Annotated in this window: 23 protein-coding genes; 3 read left to right on the top strand and 20 right to left on the bottom strand. The window is 48.8% G+C overall.

Annotated elements, in window-relative coordinates; all coding sequences use genetic code 11:
• Positions 1–57 precede the first annotated feature (57 nt).
• The 16 genes from JK154_RS00415 to JK154_RS00340 form a co-directional block, all read right to left on the bottom strand.
• A complete protein-coding gene (locus tag JK154_RS00415; RefSeq protein WP_211990519.1) occupies positions 58–369 on the bottom strand; it encodes a DUF883 family protein in 312 nt (103 codons plus the stop codon).
• 39 nt (positions 370–408) lie between these two features.
• Positions 409–882 (bottom strand): GNAT family N-acetyltransferase, encoded by a 474-nt coding sequence (locus tag JK154_RS00410; protein ID WP_211990518.1) that lies wholly within the window; start codon positions 880–882, stop codon positions 409–411.
• A gap of 157 nt (positions 883–1,039) precedes the next feature.
• Positions 1,040–2,497, bottom strand: a complete 1,458-nt coding sequence (gene nuoN / locus JK154_RS00405; RefSeq protein ID WP_211990517.1) for an NADH-quinone oxidoreductase subunit NuoN — start codon at positions 2,495–2,497, stop codon at positions 1,040–1,042.
• A gap of 6 nt (positions 2,498–2,503) precedes the next feature.
• Positions 2,504–4,033 (bottom strand): NADH-quinone oxidoreductase subunit M, encoded by a 1,530-nt coding sequence (gene nuoM, locus JK154_RS00400; protein ID WP_211990516.1) that lies wholly within the window; start codon positions 4,031–4,033, stop codon positions 2,504–2,506.
• A gap of 84 nt (positions 4,034–4,117) precedes the next feature.
• Positions 4,118–5,959 (bottom strand): NADH-quinone oxidoreductase subunit L, encoded by a 1,842-nt coding sequence (gene nuoL, locus JK154_RS00395; RefSeq protein WP_211990515.1) that lies wholly within the window; start codon positions 5,957–5,959, stop codon positions 4,118–4,120.
• A complete protein-coding gene (nuoK, locus tag JK154_RS00390; protein ID WP_211990514.1) occupies positions 5,956–6,258 on the bottom strand; it encodes an NADH-quinone oxidoreductase subunit NuoK in 303 nt (100 codons plus the stop codon). Before nuoK ends, nuoL begins: the two co-directional genes overlap by 4 nt.
• The gene (gene nuoJ / locus JK154_RS00385; RefSeq protein ID WP_211990513.1) at positions 6,255–6,812 is read right to left on the bottom strand and encodes an NADH-quinone oxidoreductase subunit J; all 558 of its coding nucleotides are present in this window, start codon (positions 6,810–6,812) and stop codon (positions 6,255–6,257) included. The genes nuoK and nuoJ overlap by 4 nt, the downstream gene beginning before the upstream one ends.
• A gap of 10 nt (positions 6,813–6,822) precedes the next feature.
• Positions 6,823–7,365, bottom strand: a complete 543-nt coding sequence (gene nuoI, locus JK154_RS00380) for an NADH-quinone oxidoreductase subunit NuoI (RefSeq protein WP_211990512.1) — start codon at positions 7,363–7,365, stop codon at positions 6,823–6,825.
• Positions 7,366–7,379: 14 nt separating this feature from the next.
• The gene (nuoH, locus tag JK154_RS00375) at positions 7,380–8,357 is read right to left on the bottom strand and encodes an NADH-quinone oxidoreductase subunit NuoH (RefSeq protein WP_211990511.1); all 978 of its coding nucleotides are present in this window, start codon (positions 8,355–8,357) and stop codon (positions 7,380–7,382) included.
• Positions 8,354–11,077 carry an NADH-quinone oxidoreductase subunit NuoG gene (gene nuoG / locus JK154_RS00370; RefSeq protein WP_211990510.1) on the bottom strand — a complete coding sequence of 908 codons (2,724 nt, stop codon included), beginning with the start codon at positions 11,075–11,077 and terminating at the stop codon, positions 8,354–8,356. Before nuoG ends, nuoH begins: the two co-directional genes overlap by 4 nt.
• A gap of 92 nt (positions 11,078–11,169) precedes the next feature.
• Complete coding sequence (nuoF, locus tag JK154_RS00365; RefSeq protein WP_211990509.1) at positions 11,170–12,513, bottom strand: NADH-quinone oxidoreductase subunit NuoF; 1,344 nt, start codon at positions 12,511–12,513, stop codon at positions 11,170–11,172.
• On the bottom strand, positions 12,510–13,010 hold the full coding sequence (nuoE, locus tag JK154_RS00360; RefSeq protein ID WP_211990508.1) for an NADH-quinone oxidoreductase subunit NuoE: 501 nt from the start codon (positions 13,008–13,010) through the stop codon (positions 12,510–12,512). The genes nuoF and nuoE overlap by 4 nt, the downstream gene beginning before the upstream one ends.
• Before the next feature lie 2 nt (positions 13,011–13,012).
• Positions 13,013–14,824 (bottom strand): NADH-quinone oxidoreductase subunit C/D, encoded by a 1,812-nt coding sequence (gene nuoC, locus JK154_RS00355; protein ID WP_211990507.1) that lies wholly within the window; start codon positions 14,822–14,824, stop codon positions 13,013–13,015.
• Between the two features lie 86 nt (positions 14,825–14,910).
• Entirely contained in the window at positions 14,911–15,585 is a 675-nt protein-coding gene (nuoB, locus tag JK154_RS00350; RefSeq protein WP_211990506.1) for an NADH-quinone oxidoreductase subunit NuoB, read from the bottom strand.
• Positions 15,586–15,600: 15 nt separating this feature from the next.
• The gene (gene nuoA / locus JK154_RS00345) at positions 15,601–16,047 is read right to left on the bottom strand and encodes an NADH-quinone oxidoreductase subunit NuoA (RefSeq protein ID WP_211990505.1); all 447 of its coding nucleotides are present in this window, start codon (positions 16,045–16,047) and stop codon (positions 15,601–15,603) included.
• Positions 16,048–16,680: 633 nt separating this feature from the next.
• Complete coding sequence (locus JK154_RS00340) at positions 16,681–17,610, bottom strand: LysR family transcriptional regulator (protein WP_211990504.1); 930 nt, start codon at positions 17,608–17,610, stop codon at positions 16,681–16,683.
• 881 nt (positions 17,611–18,491) lie between these two features.
• On the opposite strand from JK154_RS00340, the gene JK154_RS00335 reads away from it, so the two are divergent.
• Positions 18,492–19,706 (top strand): pyridoxal phosphate-dependent aminotransferase, encoded by a 1,215-nt coding sequence (locus JK154_RS00335; RefSeq protein ID WP_211990915.1) that lies wholly within the window; start codon positions 18,492–18,494, stop codon positions 19,704–19,706.
• Between the two features lie 121 nt (positions 19,707–19,827).
• The gene (gene yfbR, locus JK154_RS00330; RefSeq protein ID WP_211990503.1) at positions 19,828–20,427 is read left to right on the top strand and encodes a 5'-deoxynucleotidase; all 600 of its coding nucleotides are present in this window, start codon (positions 19,828–19,830) and stop codon (positions 20,425–20,427) included.
• 30 nt (positions 20,428–20,457) lie between these two features.
• Here the strand turns inward: yfbR and JK154_RS00325 are convergent, their stop codons facing one another.
• The 4 genes from JK154_RS00325 to yfbV form a co-directional block, all read right to left on the bottom strand.
• A complete protein-coding gene (locus tag JK154_RS00325; RefSeq protein WP_211990502.1) occupies positions 20,458–22,290 on the bottom strand; it encodes an SLC13 family permease in 1,833 nt (610 codons plus the stop codon).
• A gap of 87 nt (positions 22,291–22,377) precedes the next feature.
• Positions 22,378–23,037, bottom strand: coding sequence for a sugar phosphatase (locus JK154_RS00320; protein WP_211990501.1), 660 nt, complete (start codon positions 23,035–23,037; stop codon positions 22,378–22,380).
• 11 nt (positions 23,038–23,048) lie between these two features.
• Positions 23,049–23,543 (bottom strand): YfbU family protein, encoded by a 495-nt coding sequence (locus JK154_RS00315; protein ID WP_211990500.1) that lies wholly within the window; start codon positions 23,541–23,543, stop codon positions 23,049–23,051.
• Between the two features lie 213 nt (positions 23,544–23,756).
• The gene (gene yfbV, locus JK154_RS00310; protein ID WP_211990499.1) at positions 23,757–24,212 is read right to left on the bottom strand and encodes a terminus macrodomain insulation protein YfbV; all 456 of its coding nucleotides are present in this window, start codon (positions 24,210–24,212) and stop codon (positions 23,757–23,759) included.
• Positions 24,213–24,544: 332 nt separating this feature from the next.
• On the opposite strand from yfbV, the gene ackA reads away from it, so the two are divergent.
• Positions 24,545–25,747, top strand: a complete 1,203-nt coding sequence (gene ackA, locus JK154_RS00305) for an acetate kinase (RefSeq protein ID WP_211990498.1) — start codon at positions 24,545–24,547, stop codon at positions 25,745–25,747.
• Positions 25,748–25,777: the final 30 nt, after the last annotated feature.

The following is a 25,777-nucleotide window of genomic DNA, read 5'->3' as shown; positions in this document are numbered from 1 at the left end:
TAATAAAAAAAACAGGCTACTATGTTCAGTAACTTATGTTTCTTTTTTTATAACAAGCTAGTCCTGCTCGGTACAATGTGACAGAACAAAACCGACGATGACACCGACAGCGGTGCTTATACCGATACTGTGCCATGGTTTATGGTGAAGATAATTATCGGCCCAGCAAGTAGCTTGCTTGAGTGAGTCATACCCCTGCTCCGCACGGCCGCTCAAACGATCGTTTACTTCCTGCAAGCGCCGTGCGGCCTGGAGTTTCATTTCAACGTAATACGGGTTGTCAGGATCATCGAGGGTGTAGAGCACTTGCTCCAGTGTTTCTCTCAGTAATACAACATCATCTTCCGGTGTGAACAGGTATTTAGACATAATTGCTCCTGTGAGAAAAAATAGTCTCTCTAACTATAATCAATCATTATGAACTTCGCTCAGAGGCTCTCTTGCCATGCCAATGTGAAGAATACCATCTTCATCGTATTCAGGCGTGACAGCCGAAAAACCAAACCGCTGGTAGAAGCATTGCAGATGCGCCTGTGCGCCAAGATAAATTGATTTGTCAGGCCACTGTCGCTGACAGGCTTGCAGGGTAAATTGCATTAACTGCTCGCCCACTTGTTTCCCCCGTAGTTGGGATGACACAATGACTCGCCCGATAACAACCGGCTCAAGCTGATTGTCACTGTGCAGTATCCGCGCATAAGCCACTAACTCCCCTCCGTGGAACCCAAGGATATGGCGATTATTCCCCTGAAGATCTTCTCCATCCACATCCTGATAAACACAGTTCTGCTCAACCACAAATACAGCACAACGAAGCTGTAGCACCGCATAAAGCTGGGTAACCGTTAACTCACTGTGGTGAAGGTTATGCCAGTTAATCATAGTGACTCCTGATCGGGTATCTCTGCCATAGTTAGTATTGTAGATAATAAATAACCGATAACTGACAATAAAAAACTGCACCTTACTTCGTTGGGCGTCCAACTTTTTGGGTGCAGTTCAGTAGTACAGCCGTTTTAGCGTGTTGACACACTCAGGGTTACATCAGGGGTTGTGCTAACTCAACCAGGCTGACAAGCGGTTGTGGGTAAATACCCAGCACCAGAACCAGAATAGCTGAGATCAGTACCACGATCCCCCCGGCGGTCAGCGCCCAGTTGGACGGCGTATCACGATTCAGCTGCTCCGGAGCCTTCAGATACAGGCTAACCATGACGCGCAGATAGTAGTAGACACCAATAGCACTACCGGCAATGACAGCCCCTGTTAACCACCACAGGTGAGACTGGACACCCACGGCAATAATGTAGAATTTGCCAATGAAGCCCAGTGTCATTGGGATACCTGCCAGTGACAACATCATAATCGTCATAACAGCAGACAGTACTGGCTTATGCCAAAACAGGCCGCGGTAAGAGAACAGCGAATCAGCATCAGAACCACGGTACGGGCTGGACATCAGGCTAACCACGCCAAATGCGCCCAGGCTACTAAACAGATAACCCGCCAGGTAGATACCTACCGCTTCTCTCGGCAACGTGCCGTCCTGTAAAGCAATCAGCGCCACCATTAAATAGCCGAGGTGAGCGATAGAGGAATAACCTAACAGACGCTTGATATTCGACTGGGTCAATGCCATCACGTTACCAAAAATCATGGAGGCAAAGGCAATCAGGCCCAGTACCACACGAACTGATCCATTATCCTCGAATGGAACATAGAGGAACAGTCGCATCACTACAGCAAAAATGGCGATTTTACTGGCAGTGGCCAGGAAAGTGGAAACCGGGGCTGGCGCGCCCTGATAGACATCCGGTGTCCATAAATGGAATGGCACCAGTGACAGTTTAAAGCCAATACCAACAATCAGCATCCCCAGGCCTGCCAGTAACAATGGCTGACTCAGCATATTGTCAGACAGGCTCTTACCCAATTCGACAAATGATAACTGACCAGAGTTAGCATAAATCAGCGCGATACCAAACAGTAAGAACGAAGAGGCCGCCGCCGACAGAATGGTGTACTTAATACTGGCTTCAAGGGAACGTTTCTGACGGTAAGCGTAACCCACCAAACCAAATAATGGCAGGGAGATTAATTCAATGCCCAGGAATAGCGAAGCCATATGGTTCGCATTCGCCAGCAAAATGCCGCCCAGTGCCGCAATCAGTACCAGCAGGTAAAACTCGTCACGGTTATCGTTGTAGCCCTGTAACCAGGGATAAGCGAAAGTACAGGTAGCGAGGCTCGCCAGTATCACAAGTCCCGTATACAGCATGGCATAGCCATCAACCCGCATCAGTGGTGTGACATCCATCGCCCCCACCTGACCTACAAACCACAAAGAAACTAATGCAGCGTTTAGGCCGATAACTGAAAGCGTGGCACTAAGAAAGTGGTCTCGCCGCCACGCAATGGAGAGCATCACAACCACCACCGTCAATCCGACGATTAACAGCGGGAGTAGCGCAATCAAATGTTGAGCAGTTATAGTCATGGCGAATTACGGCCTTGTAGTAGAAATGGACTGTGTGAACCACTGCTGAATATTACTCATGGAGGCATGAGAGGTATCCAGAACTGGCTGCGGGAAAATACCCAACAGAACTAACAGTGCCACCAGGAACAAAATAATTGAGAATTCACGTGCCGTCATACCCGGCAATGTCTTGGCGCTTATCTCACTTTGTGCTTTACCGAAGTAAGCACGATGCAACATTGCCAGAGAGTAAACCGAGGCGAATACCACACCAAACGTCGCGATAACAGTGATAACAGGCACAACCTGGAAGCTGCCGAACAGCATCATAAATTCGCCGACAAAGTTACCGGTACCCGGCATCCCGAGGTTGGCCACTGCAAAGAACAGTGACAGGCCTGGTAACCATTTAATTTTATTCCACAAGCCCCCCATCTGACGCATATCACGGGTATGCAAACGCTCATAAAGCTGGCCGCAGATAATAAACAGCGCTGCTGCCGACAGGCCATGTGCAATCATTTGAATCACCGCCCCCTGATAAGCCAGCAGGCTACCGGTATAGATGGCGATTAATACAAAACCCATATGCGAAACGGAAGTATAGGCAATCAGACGCTTGATATCTGTCTGGGCGAAAGCCAGCCACGCCCCGTAGAAGATACCAATCACACCCAGCACCATGGCAACCGGGGCAAAGGCAGCTGACGCTTCAGGAAACAGTGGCAGCGAGAAACGTAACAGACCATAAGCTGCGGTCTTCAGCAAAATACCGGCCAAGTCAACAGAACCAGCGGTTGGCGCTTGTGAGTGAGCATCCGGCAACCAGCCATGCAACGGCACCACAGGCATTTTCACCGCAAATGCAATGAAGAAGCCCAGCATCAGCAGCCATTCAACACCGTGGGACATCGGTGTATTCAGTAACTGCTCATAGTTAAAGGTCCAAATACCTGTCGCGTTATAATGAACAAACACCAGCCCCAGAATGGCAACCAGCATCACCAGACCACTTGCCTGGGTGTAGATAAAAAACTTGTTTGCCGCATTAATACGCGTCTTCCCGGTGGCGGATTTATAACCCCACAGTGCAATCAGGAAGTACATAGGAACCAGCATCATTTCCCAGAAGAAGAAGAACAAAAACAGGTCGATAGAGAGGAAAACCCCCATCACGCCGCCCAGGATCCACATCAGATTCAGGTGGAAAAAGCCCTGATATTTTTGGTTTTCATTCCAGGAACAGAGTACCGCCAGAACACCCAACAATGCGGTGAGCACTGCCATCAGTAATGACAGACCATCCAGTGCCAGATGAACTGAAATACCGAAACTGGGTATCCAGGGCAGAATAAATTCAGACTGCCACTGTGGCAAACCTGGAGACTGCGTCAAAGAATAGTCGGCCTGCAACCACAGTTGCAGAGTCAGTACCAGTGTCAGCCCCATGGTAATCAGTGCAATCCAGCGCGGCACTTTCACGCCGAAGCGTTCGGTCTGCCAGCAGAAGAACCCACCGATAAAGGGGATTAATATTAGCCAGGGTAATAGCATGGCGTTTTGTGTCCCTTATTAAAATAAATCTTATACATCGCTCACGCCCCCCTCCGGTTAACAGAGGGGGAACTCACCATTGGATTAATGCAGAACCAACAACAAAGTCAGTACCACAACGGCACCAATGCTCATGGATGCCACATACCAACGCAGATAACCATTCTCACTCACTAACAGACCACGACCAGCAACGCGGGCTACAATAGCGGGAATGTTCATCAGGGCATTCAGTGGATCACGCTTAAGCAGCCACGAGATACCCAGGAATGGTTTAACAAACAGTTTGTCGTACAGGCAATCAAAGCCCCAGGCATTGAACCACAGCTTACTCAGCAGGCGACCTGGCGTGCTATTAGCCAGCGCGGTAACCAGAGTACGCTTCCCTAACCACAGCCCGCTGGCAATCAGCAATCCGGCAAGAGCAATAACACCTGAGATAGTTTCCAGTGTCAGCTTGTTATCGTGAGTTAATGCAGTGGTATCCGGTAAAACACCCTGCAACGGCTGTACAATCATCGCACCAATAAAGGTCGATAATACCGCCAGTACAATCAGCGGCAGATGATGGGTAATACCTTTACCCGCATGTGCCTTGATCTGTTCTTTGCCATGGAAGGCAACATAGATCAGACGGAAGGTATACAGTGGGGTCAGCAATGCGCCGGCCAGGCCAGCAATCAGTAAGTACATATGACCGTTCGCCAGTGCGCCTTCGAGGATTTCATCTTTACTGTAGAAACCCGCACTAATGACAGGCAGCGCAGATAATGCAGCACCACCAATCAGGAAGCAGACGTATACCAACGGAATAGACTTACGCAACCCACCCATTTTGAAGATATTTTGTTCGTGATGGCACGCCAGGATAACCGAACCTGCGGAAAGGAACAGCAATGCCTTAAAGAATGCATGGATCATCAAATGGAAAATCGCCGCATCCCATGCTTGTACCCCAAGCGCCAGGAACATATATCCAAGCTGACTCATGGTGGAATAAGCCAGAATACGTTTGATATCCGTCTGCACCAGAGCACAAAAGCCTGCCATGACCAGAGTCACTGCACCAATGATACCGACCAGCTCCAGTACCTCTGGCGTCAGCAGGAACAAACCATGTGTACGAGCAATCAAGTAAACACCAGCGGTAACCATAGTTGCTGCGTGGATCAATGCAGAAACAGGCGTGGGGCCTGCCATCGCATCCGCAAGCCAGGTTTGCAGTGGCAGCTGGGCAGATTTACCCACCGCACCACCCAACAGCATCAGGGTTGCCAGATTCAGCATATGATTGTCTGCGGCGAAGTGTTGTGGCGCAAGTTGAACCAGTTCGCTGAAGTTCAGGGTGCCCAGCTCTTTGAAGAGAATGAACATACCGAACGCCAGAAAAACGTCCCCGACACGGGTCACAATAAAGGCTTTCATCGCCGCGGCGCCGTTCTTCGGATCGGTGTAATAGAAACCGATCAATAAGTAAGAACAAAGCCCTACCCCTTCCCAGCCCAAATACATCAGCATCAGGTTATCGGCAAGCACCAGAACAACCATGCTGGCAATAAACAGGTTCGTATAGGCAAAGAAACGTGAGTATCCCTCTTCACCACGCATATACCAGGAGGCAAAAATGTGGATAAGAAAGCCGACGCCCGTTACCACAGACAGCATGGTTAATGACAAACCATCCAGTTGCAGTGTGACACCAATGTCAAAATTATTCACCGCCATCCAGGTCCATAAAGGCTGGATAAATGCATGGCGGTCACCACCAAGGAACTCTATGCCCGCAATCAGTGTGACCAGAGCAGCAAGCCCGACAGAGCCGGCACCAATAGTAGCGGAAACATTTTCAGACCAGCGCCCACGAGAGAATGCCAGTAATAAGAAGCCAAGTAATGGCAGAAAAATAGTTAACCAGAGAAGGTTCATCCACGCATCTCACTTACTGAATCGATATTCAGGTTCTGGCGACGACGATGGAGCTGCAGTAACAACGCGAGGCCAATACTGGCTTCAGCCGCAGCTAAACTAATCGCAAGGATATACATCACCTGACCATCAGGCTGGCCCCAATAGCTCCCGGCAACCACAAAAGCCAGCGCAGCAGCATTGATCATCACTTCAAGGCTTATCAGCATAAAGAGCAGATTACGGCGGATAGTTAACCCCGTCAGCCCCAGCACGAATAAGATAGCGGCAAGGATCAGCCCATGTTGCAACGGAATCATACGTTCTCCTCCGATTTCTGTCTCACAACCTTGTCAGCCGGACGATTGCTTAATACTTCACCAGCCCGGTCTTCGCGACCAAGATGGAATGCAACCACCAGTCCGGACAGTAACAGCATTGAGGCTAATTCAACCGCCAGGACATAAGGGCCAAACAGGGAAATACCTACATCTTTAGCATCAATATTCGCCCCGCTGATCCCCTGGTCATTAATACCTGCAATAGCGTAAACCAGTACCACTAACAACAATGCGGAAAGAATACCCGGGCCGATCCAGACTTGTGGTTTCAGCCATTCCCGCTCTTGCTGCTGTACCGAGTTACCCAGATTCAGCATCATCACAACGAAGACGAACAGCACCATGATGGCACCCGCGTAAACGATGATTTCCAGCGCCCCGGCAAAGTATGCACCAAGGGAGAAAAAGACCCCGGAGATCGCCAGCAAAGAGACAATCAGGTAAAGCAATGCATGAACCGGATTGGTATGCGTTACCACCCTAAGGGTGGTCAGGACCGCCACAATGGCACAAATATAAAAAGCGAATTGCATTCCTGACTCCTTAAGGTAACAGGCCTTTGACGTCGATAGGCTGGGCTTCGTTTTCCGCCTGACCTTTATCTTTGCCGTCGATTGCCATACCTGCCATCCGGTAGAAGTTATATTCCGGGTATTTGCCCGGACCGGAGATCAGCAGATCCTCTTTTTCATACACCAAGTCCTGGCGCTTGAACTCACCTAATTCAAAGTCCGGGGTGAGCTGAATAGCGGTAGTCGGGCAGGCTTCTTCACACAAACCACAGAAGATGCAACGAGAGAAGTTGATGCGGAAAAATTCCGGGTACCAACGACCATCCTGCATCTCCGCTTTTTGCAAGGAAATGCAGCCAACAGGACAGGCAACCGCACACAGGTTACAGGCAACACAACGCTCTTCCCCATCCGGGTCACGGGTTAACACAATACGACCACGGTAGCGCGGCGGCAGGTAGACTGGCTCTTCCGGATACATGCGCGTTTCACGTTTGGCGAAAGCATGCATGCCAATCATCCAGATACTGCGTACCTGGGTGCCGAAACCAACCACTAACTCTTTTAATGTCATGGTTTATTCACCCCTTATGGTGCCTGGTAAAGAATGACCGCGGCGGTCACCAGCAAATTGATAAGCGTCAATGGCAGGCAAATTTTCCAGCCAAAAGACATCACCTGATCGTAACGAGGACGAGGTAACGCTGCGCGAATCAAAATGAACATCATCATGAAGAACGCTGTTTTCAGTGCGAACCAGATGAACGGGGGTAACCATGGACCGTGCCAGCCACCAAAAAACAGGGTCACAATCATGGCCGATATAGTCACAATGCCAACATACTCACCCACGAAGAACAGGCCAAACTTCATACCGGAATATTCAACATGGTAGCCATCCGCCAGTTCTTGTTCAGCTTCTGGCTGGTCAAACGGGTGACGGTGACAAACCGCAACACCCGCAATGGCAAAGGTCACAAAGCCAAAAAATTGTGGGATCACATTCCAGAGATTAGCCTGATTATTGACGATGTCGGTCATATTAAATGAACCGGCCTGGGCAACCACCCCCATCAGAGACAACCCTAAAAATACTTCGTAGCTTAACGTCTGAGCGGAAGCACGCATCGCACCCAACAGGGCATATTTGTTGTTACTTGACCAGCCAGCAAACAGCACGGCGTAAACACCGAGCCCCGCCAGCATCAGGAAGAACAGAATCCCGATATTCAGATCAGCAACCACCCAAGTTGGGCTCACTGGCACAATGGTAAATGCCAGTAACAGTGAGGTAAACGCAATCACTGGGGCGATGGTAAAGACGAATCGGTCAGCGAACTTCGGGATCCAGTCCTCTTTAAAGAACATTTTGATCATGTCAGCCGCCAGCTGAAGCGATCCGCCCCAACCCACACGGTTTGGCCCGTAGCGGTTCTGGAAGAGCCCCAGCAAGCGACGCTCACCAAAGCTCATAAACGCGCCACACACCACCACCACTAACACAATTACTACGGCTTTAAGGATGCTGATGAGAATTTCAATAACATCCGGCGTGAACCAACTCATTGGGCAGCCTCCTGCAGGTTCTCAAGACGGGCACCCGCAAGCACAGGTGCAATTCCTGGCATCCCCATCGGCAAACCTACCAGGCCTCTGGCGAGTCCGGCAGAGAGCTGTAGAGGCAGGCTCAGGGTCTGACCTTCATAACTGAAGGAGACCAAACCACCCGCGTTAATGCCTAGTGTGGCTGCATCTTCCGGGTTCAGTTTGAGGTATGGCTCAACCATCCGTTGCTGGAATACCGGTGAACGCTGGGACATTTCGTCACTACCAAACAGGTGATAGTAAGGGGCCACACGCCATTTACCTGCTTCAGCATGGAAGCTTTCAGGGACCGCCGTGAAATAGTCCAGGCTGGTCTCAGAAGCTTCAATCAAACGCACGCCCGGATCACCATGACGCAGACTCCCCCCCACTTCGGCCTGGAATTTGTTCCAGGCTTGAGGTGAGTTCCAGCCCGGAGCCCAGGCGAACGGAATTTGCTGACGATCAGCAAGGGGGCTGTTGTTTCCTTCCATGGAGAAGGCAAACATCGTGTCTTTATCTTGTGGCTGACGCGGCTCATGCACACTGATATTAGCGCGCATAGCAGTACGACCACTGTAGCGATGCGGTTCACGCGCCAGTTTCTGACCACGGATACGGAAACTCGCATCTGGCGCTGCATCTTTGATACCTGCCAGTTGTGGTAATGCTTTCACACAGGCGTCAATCACATGATCAAGCTGCGTCCAGTCGGCATGGCGATTCTGGACAATACTTTGCAGAGAATGCAACCAGCGCCAGCTTTCCAGCATCTCAACGCTGCTGTCGTAATAAGCAGGGTCATAAACCTGGAAGAAACGCTGTGCCCGACCTTCATTGTTAATGACGGTGCCATCACTTTCTGCGAAGCTGGCCGTTGAAAGCACCAGATGCGCCTGGTCCATAATGGCGGTGTGTTGATGATCAATGACCAGCACCAGTGGTGCTTTGCTCAGGGCTGCGTCAACACGAGCCGCGGAAGCATGACGGTGCAGATCATTCTCAAGCACCACGACGGCATCAGCCGCACCGGTTTCCAGTTCAGTCAGCGCGTCATCCAGTGAGCCACCGCCAATCATCCCCAGACCAATGCTGTTAACCGCACGGGCAATCATGGTCACACCCACATCCGCACCACGGCCTTTCAGTGCTTTAGCCACGTTGGCAGCAGCCTGCAGTACCGCTTCGCTACCGGCATTCGTCCCGGAGACAATGAGCGGCTTGCGTGCACCAGCCAGGGCCTGAACAATGACGTCCACTTTGTTTTGCAATTCACGACTCAGTTCTACCGCGGGTGAATTGGCATCCAGGGCATGAGCAATAGCAAAGCCCAGGCGCGCCTGATCGTCAACCGGGGCACGATAGGTCCAGGCAGAGATATCATCCAGTCGAGTATCGTCAACATTCGTCACAAACAAAGGATGTTTAGCGTGCTGGCCAATGTTCATAATGGCCGCAATCTGCCAGTCAGCCACTTTTTGTGCAGCAGCCATTTCGCGGGCTTTGCCTTTTACCGCCTGACGAATAGCCAGTGCAGCGCGGGCACCTGTCTGGGTAATGTCTTCACCCAAAATCAACACCGCATCGTAAGATTCGATTTCACGCAGTGCCGGGGTATGGATCCCACTTTCACGCAGAACTTTCAGTACCAGTTCAAGACGAGCCTGCTCTCCTGCAGCAATCCCTGTGTAGAAATTACTGGCACCCACCAGTTCACGCAGGGCAAAGTTGCTCTCAATACTTGCCCGCGGTGAACCAATACCAATCACTTTTTTCGACTGGCGCAGGATATCTGCGGCTCCTTGCAGGGCTTGTTCCGCATTCAGCGTAATCAGGTCATCGCCACGGCGTTGAACCGGCTGGCGAGGCCTGTCTTTGCGGTTCACATAACCATAACCAAAGCGACCACGGTCACACAGGAAGTAGTGGTTTACCGTACCATTGTAACGGTTTTCAATGCGGCGCAATTCCCCATAACGCTCACCCGGACTGGTGTTACAGCCCAGGGAACATTGCTGGCAAATACTGGGTGCGAACTGCATGTCCCATTTACGGTTATAGCGCTCGGAGTGCGTTTTATCGGTGAAAACACCGGTCGGACAAATCTCTACCAGGTTACCAGAGAACTCACTCTCCAGGGTCCCTTCTTCAGGGCGGCCAAAGTAGACATTGTCATGAGCACCGTAGACCCCTAAGTCTTTACCGTCCGCATAATCTTTGTAATAGCGGACGCAACGATAACAGGCGATACAGCGGTTCATCTCGTGAGAAATAAACGGCCCCAAGTCCTGGTTACGGTGTGTACGCTTAGTAAAACGATAGCGGCGGAAACTGTGACCGGTCATGACAGTCATATCCTGAAGGTGACAGTTGCCCCCCTCTTCACAAACCGGACAGTCATGGGGATGGTTCGTCATTAACCACTCTACGACACTTTCCCGGAACTGATTCGCTTCACCATCATCAATAGAGATGAAGGTGCCGTCCGAGGCCGGTGTCATACAAGACATTACCAGGCGGCCGCGGGTATCTTCAGCGTTCTGATATTGCTTTACCGCACACTGGCGGCAAGCACCGACGCTGCCCAGCGCCGGATGCCAGCAAAAATAAGGAATATCGAGGCCGAGGGAAAGGCAAGCTTCAAGAAGGTTGTCCGCCCCATTTACCTCATATTCTTTGCCGTCTACATGAATCGTAGCCATAGTCAGCATGCTTCCAGTTGGCCTGAACAAACTCAGGCGTTAATCAAAAATTCTTGTGCCATTCCTCTGGTTACACCATGAGGAATGAATATTTACCAACGCGTTTTTAACAGGTTCGGTTGAATACCGTTAATCAAACGGAGATTACCGAGGTCCTGTCTGGCAATGCCTGCTTCGAATTCGTCGCGGAAATATTTAATTGCACTTTGTAATGGCTCAACGGCACCTGGCGCATGAGCACAGAAAGTTTTACCCGGTCCCAGAGAACGGCAAAGCTGCTCAAGTGTTTCAATATCACCCGGCTGCCCTTCCCCACGTTCAAGCGCCCGCAGAATTTTCACACTCCAGGGTAAACCGTCACGACAAGGCGTACACCAACCGCAGGACTCTCGGGCGAAAAACTCTTCCAGATTGCGTACCAGTGATACCATGCCGATTTCATGATCAACGGCCATGGCCAGTGCAGTGCCCAGACGGCTACCTGCTTTACCGATACTTTCAAACTCCATCGGTAAATCAAGGTGTGCATCTGTAAGGAAGTCAGTCCCTGCCCCACCTGGCTGCCAGGCTTTGAATTTCAAGCCATCGCGCATGCCTCCGGCATAGTCTTCGAGGATTTCCCGGGCCGTAGTACCAAAAGGCAGTTCCCAGACACCCGGATTTTTCACCCGTCCAGAGAACCCCATCATCTTGGTGCCATGGTCTTTACTCAAACCACCAATGCCCTGATACCATTCAACACCATTAGCCAGAATAGCAGGCACATTACACAGGGTTTCCACGTTGTTAACACAAGTGGGCTTGCCCCATACACCGCTTGACGCTGGAAAAGGAGGTTTAGAGCGTGGGTTTGCACGACGCCCTTCCAGGGAGTTAATCAGTGCCGTCTCTTCGCCACAGATATAACGCCCGGCACCGGTGTGCACAAACAGCTCAAAATCAAAACCCGAACCCAGTATATTTTTGCCTAATAAGCCGGCTTGCTTCGCCTCTTCAATAGCGCGACGCAGATGCACCGCGGCTTCAATATATTCCCCACGCAGGAAGATATAACCGCGATAAGCTTTCAGGGCAAAAGCCGAGATCAACATGCCTTCCACCAGCAAGTGCGGTAGCTGCTCCATAAGCAGACGGTCTTTATAGGTGCCGGGTTCCATTTCATCGGCGTTACACAACAGGTAACGGATGTTCATGGACTCGTCTTTAGGCATCAGACTCCACTTAAGACCGGTGGAAAAGCCTGCGCCGCCGCGCCCTTTCAGGCCGGCGTCTTTAACAGCGTTAACAATGTCATCTGGAGCCATACCGCTCAACGCTTTACGGGCACCCGCATAGCCATTTTTGCTCTGGTATTCTTCAAGCCACACGGGTTGTTTGTCGTCGCGCAGGCGCCAGGTCAGGGGATGTGTTTCAGCAGTACGAATAATGGTTTTCATTTATACCGCTCCAGCAGGTCAGGAATTGCGTCCGGCGTCAGATGACTGTGCGTGTCTTCATCAATCATCATATTTGGCCCCTTATCGCAGTTACCCAGGCAACAGGTTGGCAGCAAAGTAAAACGACCATCGGCTGTCGTCTGTCCCGGTTTGATCGCCAGCTGGCCTTCAAGGGCGGACTGAATCCCTTGATAACCGGTAATATGGCAGACTACGCTGTCACAATAGCGAATAACGTGACGTCCCACGGGCTGGCGGAATATTTGGCTATAAAACGTTGCCACACCTTCAACATCACTTGCCGGGATACCCAGAACATCTGCAATGGCATAAATCGCCCCATCGGGAACCCAGCCACGCTGTTTCTGAACAATTTTCAGCGCTTCAATGGAGGCCGCACGGGCATCTTCATAGTGATGCATTTCGTGCTCAATAGCCTCACGTTCTGCCGCACTCAGCTCAAAAGCCTCAGCCTTGTTTTGTTGGTTATCGTGCATAGTTAGCGATCCACATCAGACATTACAAAATCGATACTACCCAGATAGACAATCAAGTCAGAAACCAGGCTGCCACGAATTGTCGCCGGAATTTGCTGCAAATGCGCGAAGCTCGGCGTTCGGACACGGGTTCGGTAGCTCATGGTGCTGCCATCACTGGTCAGGTAGTAACTGTTAATACCTTTGGTTGCCTCAATCATCTGGAAGGATTCGTTTGCCGGCATCACCGGACCCCAGGAAACTTGCAGGAAGTGAGTAATCAAGGTTTCGATATGCTGCAAAGTACGCTCTTTCGGCGGTGGCGTGGTCAGCGGGTGGTCAGCTTTAAAGGGACCCGCTGGCATATTTTTCAGGCACTGCTCAAGAATACGCAAACTTTGACGCAGCTCTTCCACTTTTAGCATCACACGGGTATAGCAATCGCTGATACCGCCACCCACAGGCACTTCAAAGTCAAAATTCTGATAACCAGAATAAGGACGCGCTTTACGGATATCAAAGTCAATGCCAGTAGCACGCAGACCCGCCCCGGTGGTTCCCCACTCGAGGGCCTCTTTGGCGGTATAAGCAGCAACCCCTTGAGAACGGCCTTTCAGGATGGTGTTGCGCAGTGCCGCTTTCTCGTAAGAATCGAGACGTTTTGGCATCCACTCAAGGAACTCTTTCAGTAACCGTTCCCAGCCTTTTGGCAGATCATGGGCCACACCACCAATACGGAACCAGGCAGGGTGCATGCGAAAACCAGTAATCGCCTCAACCAGGTCGTATATTTTCTGACGATCGGTAAATGCGAAGAACACCGGGGTCATTGCCCCTACGTCCTGAATAAAGGTCGAGATATAAAGCAGATGGCTGTTAATACGGAACAGCTCAGACAACATGACGCGAATCACTTCCACGCGTTCGGGAACCACGATGCCAGCCAGTTTTTCAACGGCTAACACATAAGGCATTTCATTGACACAACCGCCAAGGTATTCAATGCGGTCGGTGTAAGGAATATAGCTATGCCAGGACTGACGCTCGCCCATTTTTTCAGCACCACGATGGTGATAGCCAATGTCAGGAACACAGTCGACAATCTCTTCACCATCAAGTTGCAGAATAATACGGAACGCACCGTGGGCTGAGGGGTGGTTCGGACCCAAGTTAAGGAACATGAAGTCTTCGTTTTCGCTACTGCGCTTCATACCCCAGTCTTCAGGCTTGAACGTCAGTGCTTCCATTTCCAGATCTTCTTTCTGCTTGGTCAGAACAAAAGGATCAAATTCAGTGGCGCGGGCGGGATAGTCTTTACGCAGTGGATGACCTTCCCAAGTGGATGGCATCATGATGCGTGTCAAATGTGGATGACCATTAAAGGTAATGCCAAACATTTCCCAGGTTTCACGCTCATACCAGTTTGCGTTCGGGAACAGCTTAGTCAGTGTCGGTACATTTAAATCGTTTTCTGACAGGGCCACTTTCAGCATGATATCGCGGTTGCGATCAATAGAAATAAAGTGGTAGAAAACGGAAAAATCCGCAGCAGGTAAACCGTTGCGGTGAGTACGGAGACGTTCATCCATGCCATGCAGGTCGAATAACATGACATAAGGTTTAGGAAGTTTTTTTAAAAAATCGACAATTTCCAGCAGTTGCTCACGCTTAACCCAAACAACAGGTACTCCGGTGCGGGTTGGCTGAAGGGTAAATGCATCCGGCCCAAAGCGGTTGCGCAGTTCACCGATCACAGGGTCATCAAGATGATCCCTCGTTTGCCAGGCTGGCATTGCGGCGTCTTGCGCAGTTAAATCGGTCATAGTTCTCACCATTGCAAATGAGTCTGTGGTGACTGACGGTCAGTGCCTTTGCTTTGATATTATAGAAATGCAAGGTATCCACTGGCCGCAGGCGTAAATTAAATTTCGTCGGGTGTACGAAGGTTGGTCACAGCAATACGTTCGCCACGTTTACGCTCACGTTCTGACTGCATATTGGCGCGGTAAACACCTTGATCACCAACGACCCATGACAACGGACGACGCTCTTTACCAATAGATTCCTGCAGTAACATCAGGGCTTGCATATAGGCTTCCGGGCGCGGAGGGCAACCTGGAATATACACATCCACTGGCAGGAATTTATCAACGCCTTGCACAACAGAGTAAATATCGTACATGCCACCAGAGTTGGCACAAGATCCCATGGAAATGACCCACTTTGGTTCCAGCATCTGATCATAAAGACGCTGGATTACCGGAGCCATTTTGGTAAAACAGGTACCGGCAATCACCATCAGGTCAGCCTGACGTGGAGAGGCACGTAAGACCTCAGCACCAAAACGTGCGACGTCATGCACGGCGGTAAACGACGTTACCATCTCCACATAACAGCAAGAGAGACCGAAGTTATACGGCCAGATTGAGTTTTTACGACCCCAGTTAACCATATCGTGCATAGCATGTTCTAATTTGCCCATGTATACACTACGGTTAATTTCTTGTTCCAGTGGATCAGTCACGATCTCCTGTTTTTGCAGGGGATAACGGTCATTCTCACCGTTAGGGTCTATGCGGGTGAGCGTATAGTCCATCTTATTGCCTCGTTATTACTGCGTATGACGATTAGTGATATTGTCTTGCTCTGGATTCATTTGTTCACGGCGCGAACGTACAGGGGTCCAATTCAGGGCTCCCACACGCACCAGATACACCAGACCTGCCAGTAACACTAAAATGAAGATTGCGGCCTCAATGAAGCCAAGCCAGCCACTTTCACGAACGGAAACAGACCAGGCAAAGAGGTACAGGGCTTCTACGTCAAAGATGACGAAAAACATGGCAACCAGATAAAACTTGGCAGAAAGACGTAGACGTGCTGTACCAACGGAGTCAATACCTGACTCGAAGGGAGTGTTTTTGTGCCGGGCTCTGGCTCTGCCACCGAGTAACCAACCCCCGGTGAGCATAAAACAGCACAGACCAATAGCAACAATGACAAAGACAGCGAGCGCCCAATGTTGAGCGATAACTTCGATAGATGTTGACATACTCATTGCTTACTCATCAAAAGTGGCGCTTAAATCTCTGCTCTTGATGGCAGATGAACACCACATCGATTCATGGGAAGAACGAAAAACCGTACAATTACTGCCGGAAATCAATTAAAAGACAGAAAATTGATGGGGTTTTTTACTCCTTTCTATAACCTTTTGTCAACTTTAACAAAAGTAAGCACACATTAATTTACATTGACACATTGTCGTTAACATTTAATGCGTTATCCCCTTATCTTCATAAGTGTTTAATGCAATTGAAAGTTTGTTGAATCGTGTCCGTCGTGTGCAAAAAATAATCCCCTCTATTCTGGCAGGAAATCACCATGATTCCTCTTTTAAATATGCGTATTTTTTTGATCCAGAACACAGTTTTGCTAATTCACATCAAAAACATATAACATTTGTATGATTTTTTTAACACCGGGTCTGTCACAGGCAGATCTGTAACATCAAACCCCCAAAAACAGATTACTGAAGTTTATGCCGCCGATAATTTGGGAGTCTCCCCCATGCTATTGAGGGAGCTTCCTGCCACGTTCAGGTTTCGCCTCTCATCACCCGTGCCTTACCACGATGGTATTTCGCACCGACTCAAACCAGCGATAACCTTTATAATAGTAGCCCAAAAATTCAGGGTGAAAGAAAACGGGTATCCAATGCCGATCCATGTTTAGGGCTATAACGCGTGATATTTAGCTGATTAGATAACTGATTGAAAATGATTTCCGCCACAGGATTGCGCGTTTCCCGATGTTTACAGAGTAAGTACTTTGTTTCAGGTAAAGCAGGTAGTCCTTCAAATAATCCCAGCACACGCAGTTCCTTACACATCATGATGTCTACCGTGCCGGCCGTCACGCCAAGACCCGCTTTTAATGCGGCATAGACGGCACTCTGGGTCACCGCTTCATAAGAAACCCGCCAGGGAATGCCTGCCGTATTAAGGGCGTCCAGCATCATGTCCCGGTGGAGACTCGATTCTTTAAGCATCACCAGGGGAATGGGGTCCCCCTTGCAATACGTGTAATCCGCTGCGCAATACCACAGTGTAGGCGAGAGATGCAGCAAGGTACTATCATAATGCGGGGGATGTGAGGTTGCGATGATCAGGTCAACCTCCTGCTGGCAGATAACATCATCCTGAAAGGGATCATTTTTGATTCTCACATCAAGAATGAGTTTTGGATATATCGAGCGAATGAGCTCTAACTGTAATGGCAGAATTGTTTCTGTTAATTCACCCGCTGCCCAAAGGGTTAAAACGCCGTCAAGGTTATTCGCCCGTAAAGACAAACAAGCCTCATCATTAAAACGCAAAATTTTACGTGCATAACCCAGCAACTGCACCCCATGTTCAGTCAGTAATTTATTCCGGCCATGACGAGCAAATAACTCTTTTCCTATTAATGACTCAAGGCGTTGCATTTGCTGGCTAACGGCCGACTGAGTTCGGCAGACAGCAATAGCTGCAGCACCAAAAGTATTCAGATCTGCAACGGCAACAAATGTGCGCAACAAATCAAGGTCGAGATTAAGTATAAGACGGTTTTCATTAGTCATTTTTTTCACTAGTCGAGTGCTCTTACGAGTTGTCCTTGTTTATGTTTAAATGACTTATCAATAAGATAGGTCAATTCCTTTTTACGTTCCACGCCACCACATCCGCAGTCCGCCAGGCCGTCATTTCACCTCGTTTTATTTAGTTACCATCCTAAAAAAATGCCATCAGTGATATCCAAGTCGTATTCATATATTACGGCATGGCTATTTTTATTCTATTTGCCGGTGCCTATTTTAAACCAATTCATTATTACTGAACAATAAGTTAATAACTGTTAAAGAACGATATTTTTTGACTGAATAATTGAACAAATAAGAAAAACACATCTTTATAAAGCTGAAAGAACTGAAAGTTTTCTTATGAAAACCAGTGCCCCATAGTTATTTACGTTACCTTTCTCTGTAAGCAATAATTCTTATTGCATTTTAGCAGTAGTAAATGAAGTATTTGATTTATTTGTTTACTAGAAAAATAATCTTTATAAAAATTAAAGAGCTAAATGATTCTTTATAGATGCAGAATTCTGATTGATTATCCCTTTTTGCTTAAAATAGATATGAAACACAAGTCATGTCTGAACCACTACCATGAATGCTGCAATGCAAAAACCAGAGGAACGAAAATAGCGTCTTCAGACTCAGTGCGGTAAGATTCATCACCTTATATGCTGCATAATAGATCAGCACAGGTTTGTGTAACTATAATTAGCGCCAAAAACAAGATATCCTCCCCCGAAAAACCGCCGGGGTTTGTTCTGACCAGAGAATATTTTTTATTTCTCATGGTAACGACCCTTCAAATCTTGCAGTAGCAGGAGTACATTGTGGAAATGTATGCTTCCACGGCAGGAAGCAAGGTTAACAACAAAGGTCAACGCTTCATGTCCCCTATCGAAAAATCCAGCAAACTTGAAAATGTCTGTTATGACATCCGTGGTCCTGTGCTTAAAGAGGCGAAACGCCTTGAAGAAGAAGGCAATAAAGTGCTTAAGCTCAACATTGGCAACCCTGCGCCATTTGGCTTTGATGCACCGGATGAAATCCTTGTTGATGTGATTCGTAACTTGCCCACCGCGCAAGGGTACTGTGACTCTAAAGGGCTGTTCTCTGCCCGCAAGGCCATCATGCAGCATTATCAAGCCCAGGGAATGCGTGATGTGACGGTAGAGGATATTTACATCGGGAATGGGGTGTCGGAACTGATCGTTCAGTCGATGCAAGCCCTTCTCAACACGGGGGATGAAATGCTGGTCCCCGCTCCGGACTACCCGCTCTGGACGGCGGCGGTTTCTTTATCCGGCGGTAAAGCAGTTCATTATCTGTGTGATGAAGAAGCGGACTGGTTTCCTGATCTTGACGATATTCGTGCCAAAATAACGTCCCGGACTCGGGGGATCGTGATTATTAACCCGAACAACCCTACCGGTGCGGTTTACTCTAAAGAATTACTGTTAGAAATAGTTGAACTAGCTCGTCAGCATAATTTAATCATTTTTGCCGATGAAATTTACGACAAAATTCTTTATGACGATGCGGAGCATCATTGTATCGCTGCACTGGCTCCGGATCTGCTGACCGTAACCTTTAATGGCTTATCTAAAACCTACCGCGTGGCGGGCTTCCGCCAGGGCTGGATGGTGCTGAATGGCCCGAAAAAACATGCCAAAGGCTATATTGAAGGGCTTGAAATGCTGGCATCAATGCGTCTTTGTGCCAACGTACCAGCCCAGCATGCTATTCAGACCGCGCTCGGTGGCTATCAAAGTATCAGTGAGTTTATCGTGCCTGGCGGGCGGTTATATGAACAACGTAATCGTGCATTTGAATTAATAAATGAAATACCCGGCGTGTCCTGCGTCAAACCACGTGGCGCATTATATATGTTCCCAAAAATTGATGCCAGGCGCTTCAATATTCATGATGACCAAAAAATGGTTTTAGACTTCCTGCTACAGGAAAAGGTGCTACTGGTTCAGGGTTCCGCATTTAACTGGCCTTATCCGGATCACGTCAGGATAGTCACCTTGCCACGTGTCGATGACCTGGAAATATCCATTACCAAATTAGGGCGTTTCCTGGGGCATTATCACCAGTAATCTGCAGCGGGTTTCATCAGGGCTGTCAATATCGGCCGGACGCCAGTTTTCCGGCTGATTTGCAATGCTTTCATGAACACCGCACAATGCTGCTTATCTGTTCTGGATCGCGAGATACATTATGCAGCAAAGCCATTTCTTCGCTTATCTTTCCCGTCTGAAACTAATCCATCGCTGGCCACTGATGCGCAATGTGCGCACGGAGAATGTCTCGGAACATAGTCTTCAGGTCGCGATGGTTGCCCATGCGCTTGGGGTCATTAAAAATAGAAAATTTAATGGCCAGGTCAATGCGGAACGTATCGCCTTATTAGCAATGTACCATGATGCCAGTGAGGTGCTCACCGGGGATCTTCCCACACCGGTAAAATACTTCAATTCACAGATAGCTCATGAATACAAAGCGATAGAAAAAATCGCACAACAAAAAATGATTGAGATGGTGCCAGAAGAGTTACGTGATATTTGGGCCCCATTAATCGATGAGGCGCAATACACTGCTGATGAAAAATCGATAGTCAAGCAAGCCGATACCTTATGTGCCTACCTCAAATGCCTGGAAGAGTTGTCCGCCGGAAATAACGAGTTTTTGCTCGCCAGGACCCGCCTGGAAAAAACACTCGCGGAACGTCGCAGTGACGAGATGGACTATTTTATGCAGACTTTTGTGCCCAGTTTTCACCTCTCACTGGATGAGATTAGCCAGGACTCCCCTTTATAGCGATAACACCTTGTCAGCACAGACCATAACTTAAAATGGAAACAGCATCGGTACCATAATGACGCAAACCATCATAACAATGAAGGTAAAAGGAACCCCAACCTTGGCAAAATCACTGAAGGTATAATGCCCGGGGCCCAATACCAGCGTATTCACCGGTGAAGAAACCGGCGTCATAAATGCTGCCGATGCTGCCATCGCGACTATCATGGCAAAAGGATAGGGAGAGACGCCCATTGTTTTTGCTGCTGCGAGAGCGATAGGCGCCATTAATACGGCAGTTGCCGTATTAGAGATAAACAACCCGATGGTTGCACACATAACGAACAGGCAGACGAGCATGATATGTGGCCCGTAATCACCGCCGAAGGACATCAGGCCATGAACTATCAAGTCCACTCCACCCGTTTTCTGTAGTGCCAGGGCAAAGGGCATCATGCCGACAATCAGGATAATACTTGGCCAGTGAATCGCTTTGTAAGCACTTTCCATATCAATACAACGGAATTTGCCCATCAGTAAACAAGCAATAATGGCGGCAACGGCATTCGGCACGTCATCCATCACCATCAGCACGACCATCAGTACCAGGCAGAACAACGCATGGGGAGCCTGACTGTGTGCCGGTGAGGCATCAATAGCCTCGATGGGAACATTGAGTAGCAGAAAGTCGCGACTCTGTTGTGAGAGTTGTTTAATTAATTGCCAGTCCCCGACAACCAGAACAATATCACCGGGCTGTATTGGGATATCCACCACGGCCCCTTCCATCGCTTTTCCTGCCCGACGCAGCCCGACAACATTCAAACCATAACGACTGCGAAATGCCATTTGTCGTATGGTCTGATTGATAAGCTCTGATTCAGGTACCACCAATACCTCCGCCATCCCCACATCCATGGCCTGATCGGAAAAGTATTCACCACGTAATATTTTAGGCTCCAGCATCTGCTCGCTGCAGAATTGACGGAGTTCATCTTCAGAGGCGGAGATATCAATAAGCAACACATCACGTTCGCAAAAGGTTGTCTCCCCGGCCACATTCACCATCACCCGGCGAAAACGCCGCCAGCGTTCAACGCCAATCACATTAGCGCCATAGCGTTCACGGAGTTTGAGATCATCAAGGCGGGCACCTATCATCGGGGAACCAGGGCGCAAAGCCAGGCGACGCGCCCGCCCATTGAGGCGATAAGCTTTAATTAATGAACGAAAAGTACTGCGTTGCCCCCCTTCTTTATCGACGCGGGTATCCTCCCCTTTCAGGGCAAAACGGACGAACAACATATAAATAATGCCCAATATCAGGACCACAATCCCGATAGGAGTGACACTGAAAAACTGAAAGCCGTCAAATCCATCACGGACTAATTCACTGTTGACCACCAGGTTAGGCGGGGTGGCAACCAGTGTCATCATGCCACTAATCAAACCAGCGAAACTCAGTGGCATCATTAATCGAGAGGGGGATATTTTCATGCGCAGTGCCACACTCAGCACCACAGGAATGAAAATAGCCACTACCCCCGTTGAGCTCATAAAAGCCCCTAAACCGGCTACGGTTGCCATCAACAGCACCAGCATTTTTATTTCGCTGCTGCCCGCAACCGAGACCAGCCACACACCAACATTCGTTGCAACCCCGGTACGCACTAAGCCGTCACCGATAATGAACAGTGCAGCAATCAGAATAACATTAGGGTCACTAAATCCAGAAAACGCTTCGCTAATGGTCAGCGTGCCACTGAGCACAAAAGCGATGATCATCAAGAGTGCCACGGCATCCATACGCATCTTGCCCGTTGCAAACAAGACAATCGCAATGCCCAGTAAAGACAGTACCCAAATGAGTTCCAGATTCACACTATGTCCTTTTTATTCTGAGTGCTGACATCATTCGCGCAGATACTATAAAAAAGCCCCATAGGTTAAGGGGCTAAGTGGCAAAGATTAGTGTTTTCTCAGTATTTCAACATGGCCATCTGCCGTTTTCTGTACCAGGAGCTCCTTCAGGGATGACAGGGCATAATTAACCTGCTCCAGTCGCGGCGTCTCTGCAGGCGCGTTGACAGCAATAACATGGCACCCTGCGCTAAGACCAGACAATATACCCGCGGGGGCATCTTCCACCACCACGCATTGCTCCGGTTCAAGACCCAGCAATTGGGCACCCAGCAAATACGCATCGGGCTCCGGTTTGCCACGCTCAACCTGTTCTGCGGTAACAAAAACCTCAGGTTTTGGTAAACCTGCGGTTCCATGGCGGGCAAACGCAATAGGTACGGTCCCTGAAGTGACTATCGCCCAGGGAATCTTTTCGTCATTGAGATAGGTAAGAAGATCGATGACTCCCGGTAAGGCGACGACCCCCTCGGTATCCTCCGCTTCTTTAGCCTCAAGCCATGAGAATTCCCGCAAAATAGCCTCTTCGGAGGCTCCAGGCATAAAATGACGTAATGAAGTCATCGCTTGCTTGCCGTGGATAAAGTCCAGCACCTCTTGCGCAGGAACGTTAATGCGTTCAGCCAGCTGGCTCCATGCGCGCTCTACTGCGGGCAAGGAGTCTACAAGCGTACCGTCCAGATCAAACAAAAATCCTCTACACTTCAAGCTGTATCTCCTCAGGCATTAATAATTTGCTTAATTTCATTGGCGCTTAAATGATACTGACGCGGGCAAGCATGCCAGATGGCTTGCATACGAATGTATTTATCCCACATTGGCGTTTGCGCATTAAAGTTGTCAGCCCCAGGCGAAAAATGGGTATAACGCTTCTCAATGGTTACCAAAAAACGAACATAATTCAGGATTTCACTCTCCAGCCCCGCATCAAAGCCGAGGAAAGCCACACGCCTTTCGTCAATATCACTGCTGTCTTTCAAGTTTGCCCGGCTCACCTGCAAAGCGTGGAACATTTCCATAATATCGATAATTGCACGGCAGGTTGCTTCTTTCAGTGCACCAAACTCACTGTCGAGTTCACGCATTTGCAGACCATAACCCCGTTCAACGATGGTCTGCAGACGGTGATAACGTTCTGCATTCTCCGGGTCCATCATCGTCATTAATTTATACTGATTGGATAAGATAAGTCGTTGTGCGTGAGTCATTTCCATTTTCTGATACCTGCCTTCAAGAAAAAATATTGGCTTCACCATACCGAACGAAACTGGGGTATTGCTTTGAGATAGCACAAGAGATTAATAGAAAATCGTAAACAACTACCTTGCTCCCCCCAAAAGAAGGGCATTTTTAAGAATACGTCTGATACTTTCAGTCGCCCTTCATTATACGGTCATGCAAAATACCTATCCTTGCCCCAGGAGAGATTACAAATCATCTAAAAAGGTTTTATCCAGTTGTTTGAATGCCCGCTTCAGCACATCTGCCAGTGCCTGATAGTCAGGCTTGCCTTCTACAGGGGCCAAAGCCTGACCCGACTGTTGCAGTTTTTCGCGCACCTCATAAAACCATTGCAGGGTTGAGGGGGGTAATGGAGTGACTGAACGCTTACCTAACCACCATAGCGCCTGCAACGGCAGGCTGCAGGCAAAAAGTGCTGTCGTCACGGCAGGCCCCAGTTGGCCGCCCAGCGCAACTTGCCAGGTAAGGGTGAATACGGCGATCGGTGGCATAAAACGGATAGCGAAACGCGTCATCCGAATGATTCTGTTTTCAATAAACACCGGTGTAAGACGCTTATCCATAGGCCAGGTATTCGCATAATGCTGCCCGCGTCCGAATAAGCTGAACCAGCTTACGTGACTATTCTGGGGTGTTGACATGGCTCCGCCTCAAATTTTTATGCAAAGAATAAAAAATAATAACAACACAACAACTGATGATTATAAGGTTCAAAAGATTTTGTATTTATAGTGATCTATCTGCTACGCTGTGCGCGTTTTACAGCTGTAAGCCATAATACACAGGCTATCCCCCAAGCTCATTATACTTGCCGTAACCAGTCTTGGGTAAACAGCAGAATGTTCGCTTAATTTATTCGTCATGCCCCAAAATCCCACAGGCATGACGTTGATCATAAATGTCCGGGTCTTCATGGGCTACGATGATAGACTATCAGACGTTTTTTTAGCCACGAATTAAAAGTAGGTATTCCATGTCGAGTAAGCTTGTACTGGTTCTGAACTGCGGTAGTTCATCACTGAAATTCGCTATTATCGATGCGGCAAACGGTGAAGAATATCTTTCTGGTTTAGCCGAATGTTTCCATCTTCCTGAAGCACGTATCAAATGGAAACTTGAAGGCGCCAAGCACGAAGCGGCTCTGGGTGCTGGTGCTGCCCACAGTGAAGCTCTTAACTTCATCGTTAATAACATTCTGGCACAAAAACCAGAATTGTCAGCCCAGCTTACAGCAATTGGTCATCGTATTGTTCACGGTGGCGAAAAATATACAAGTTCCGTTGTTATTGATGAATCCGTGATTCAGGGTATCAAAGATGCAGCCTCTTTTGCACCTTTGCACAACCCGGCTCACTTGATTGGTATTGCTGAAGCACTGAAATCTTTCCCGCATCTTGCTGATAAAAACGTAGCTGTTTTCGATACTGCTTTCCATCAGACAATGCCTGAAGAGTCTTATCTCTACGCATTGCCTTATAAACTGTATAAAGAACACGGTATTCGTCGCTATGGCGCCCACGGTACCAGCCACTTCTATGTAACTCAAGAAGCGGCAAAAATGCTCAATAAACCAGTTGAAGAGCTGAACATCATCACTTGTCACCTTGGCAATGGCGGTTCTGTTTCTGCTATCCGCAATGGTAAGTGTGTTGATACTTCTATGGGTCTGACTCCTCTGGAAGGTCTGGTGATGGGTACCCGTTCTGGTGATATCGACCCGGCGATCATTTTCCATCTGCATGACACTCTGGGTATGAACATTGATGACATCAACAAAATGCTGACTAAAGAGTCTGGCTTGTTGGGTCTGACTGAAGTAACCAGCGACTGCCGTTATGTGGAAGACAACTACGAAACCAAAGCCGATGCAAAACGTGCAATGGACGTTTACTGCCACCGTCTGGCTAAATACATCGGTGCCTATACCTCACTGATGGATGGTCGTCTGGATGCGGTTATCTTCACGGGTGGTATCGGTGAAAACGCAGCCATGGTTCGTGAACTGACATTAAATAAACTGGGTGTTCTGGGTCTGGAAATGGATCATGAACGTAACCTGGCAGCCCGTTTCGGTAAGTCCGGCTTTATCAATAAAGAAGGGACTCGTCCGGCACTGGTTATTACAACCAATGAAGAGCTGGTTATCGCTCAAGACGCATCCCGCCTTACTGCCTGATTCTCTTGCCGTAGCCCAAGGCTACGGCAT

It is taken from the genome of Citrobacter sp. JGM124 (genome assembly GCF_018257795.1).
In the GTDB taxonomy this organism is placed as follows: domain Bacteria; phylum Pseudomonadota; class Gammaproteobacteria; order Enterobacterales; family Enterobacteriaceae; genus JGM124.
This window is presented reverse-complemented; position numbering and strand designations above follow the sequence as displayed.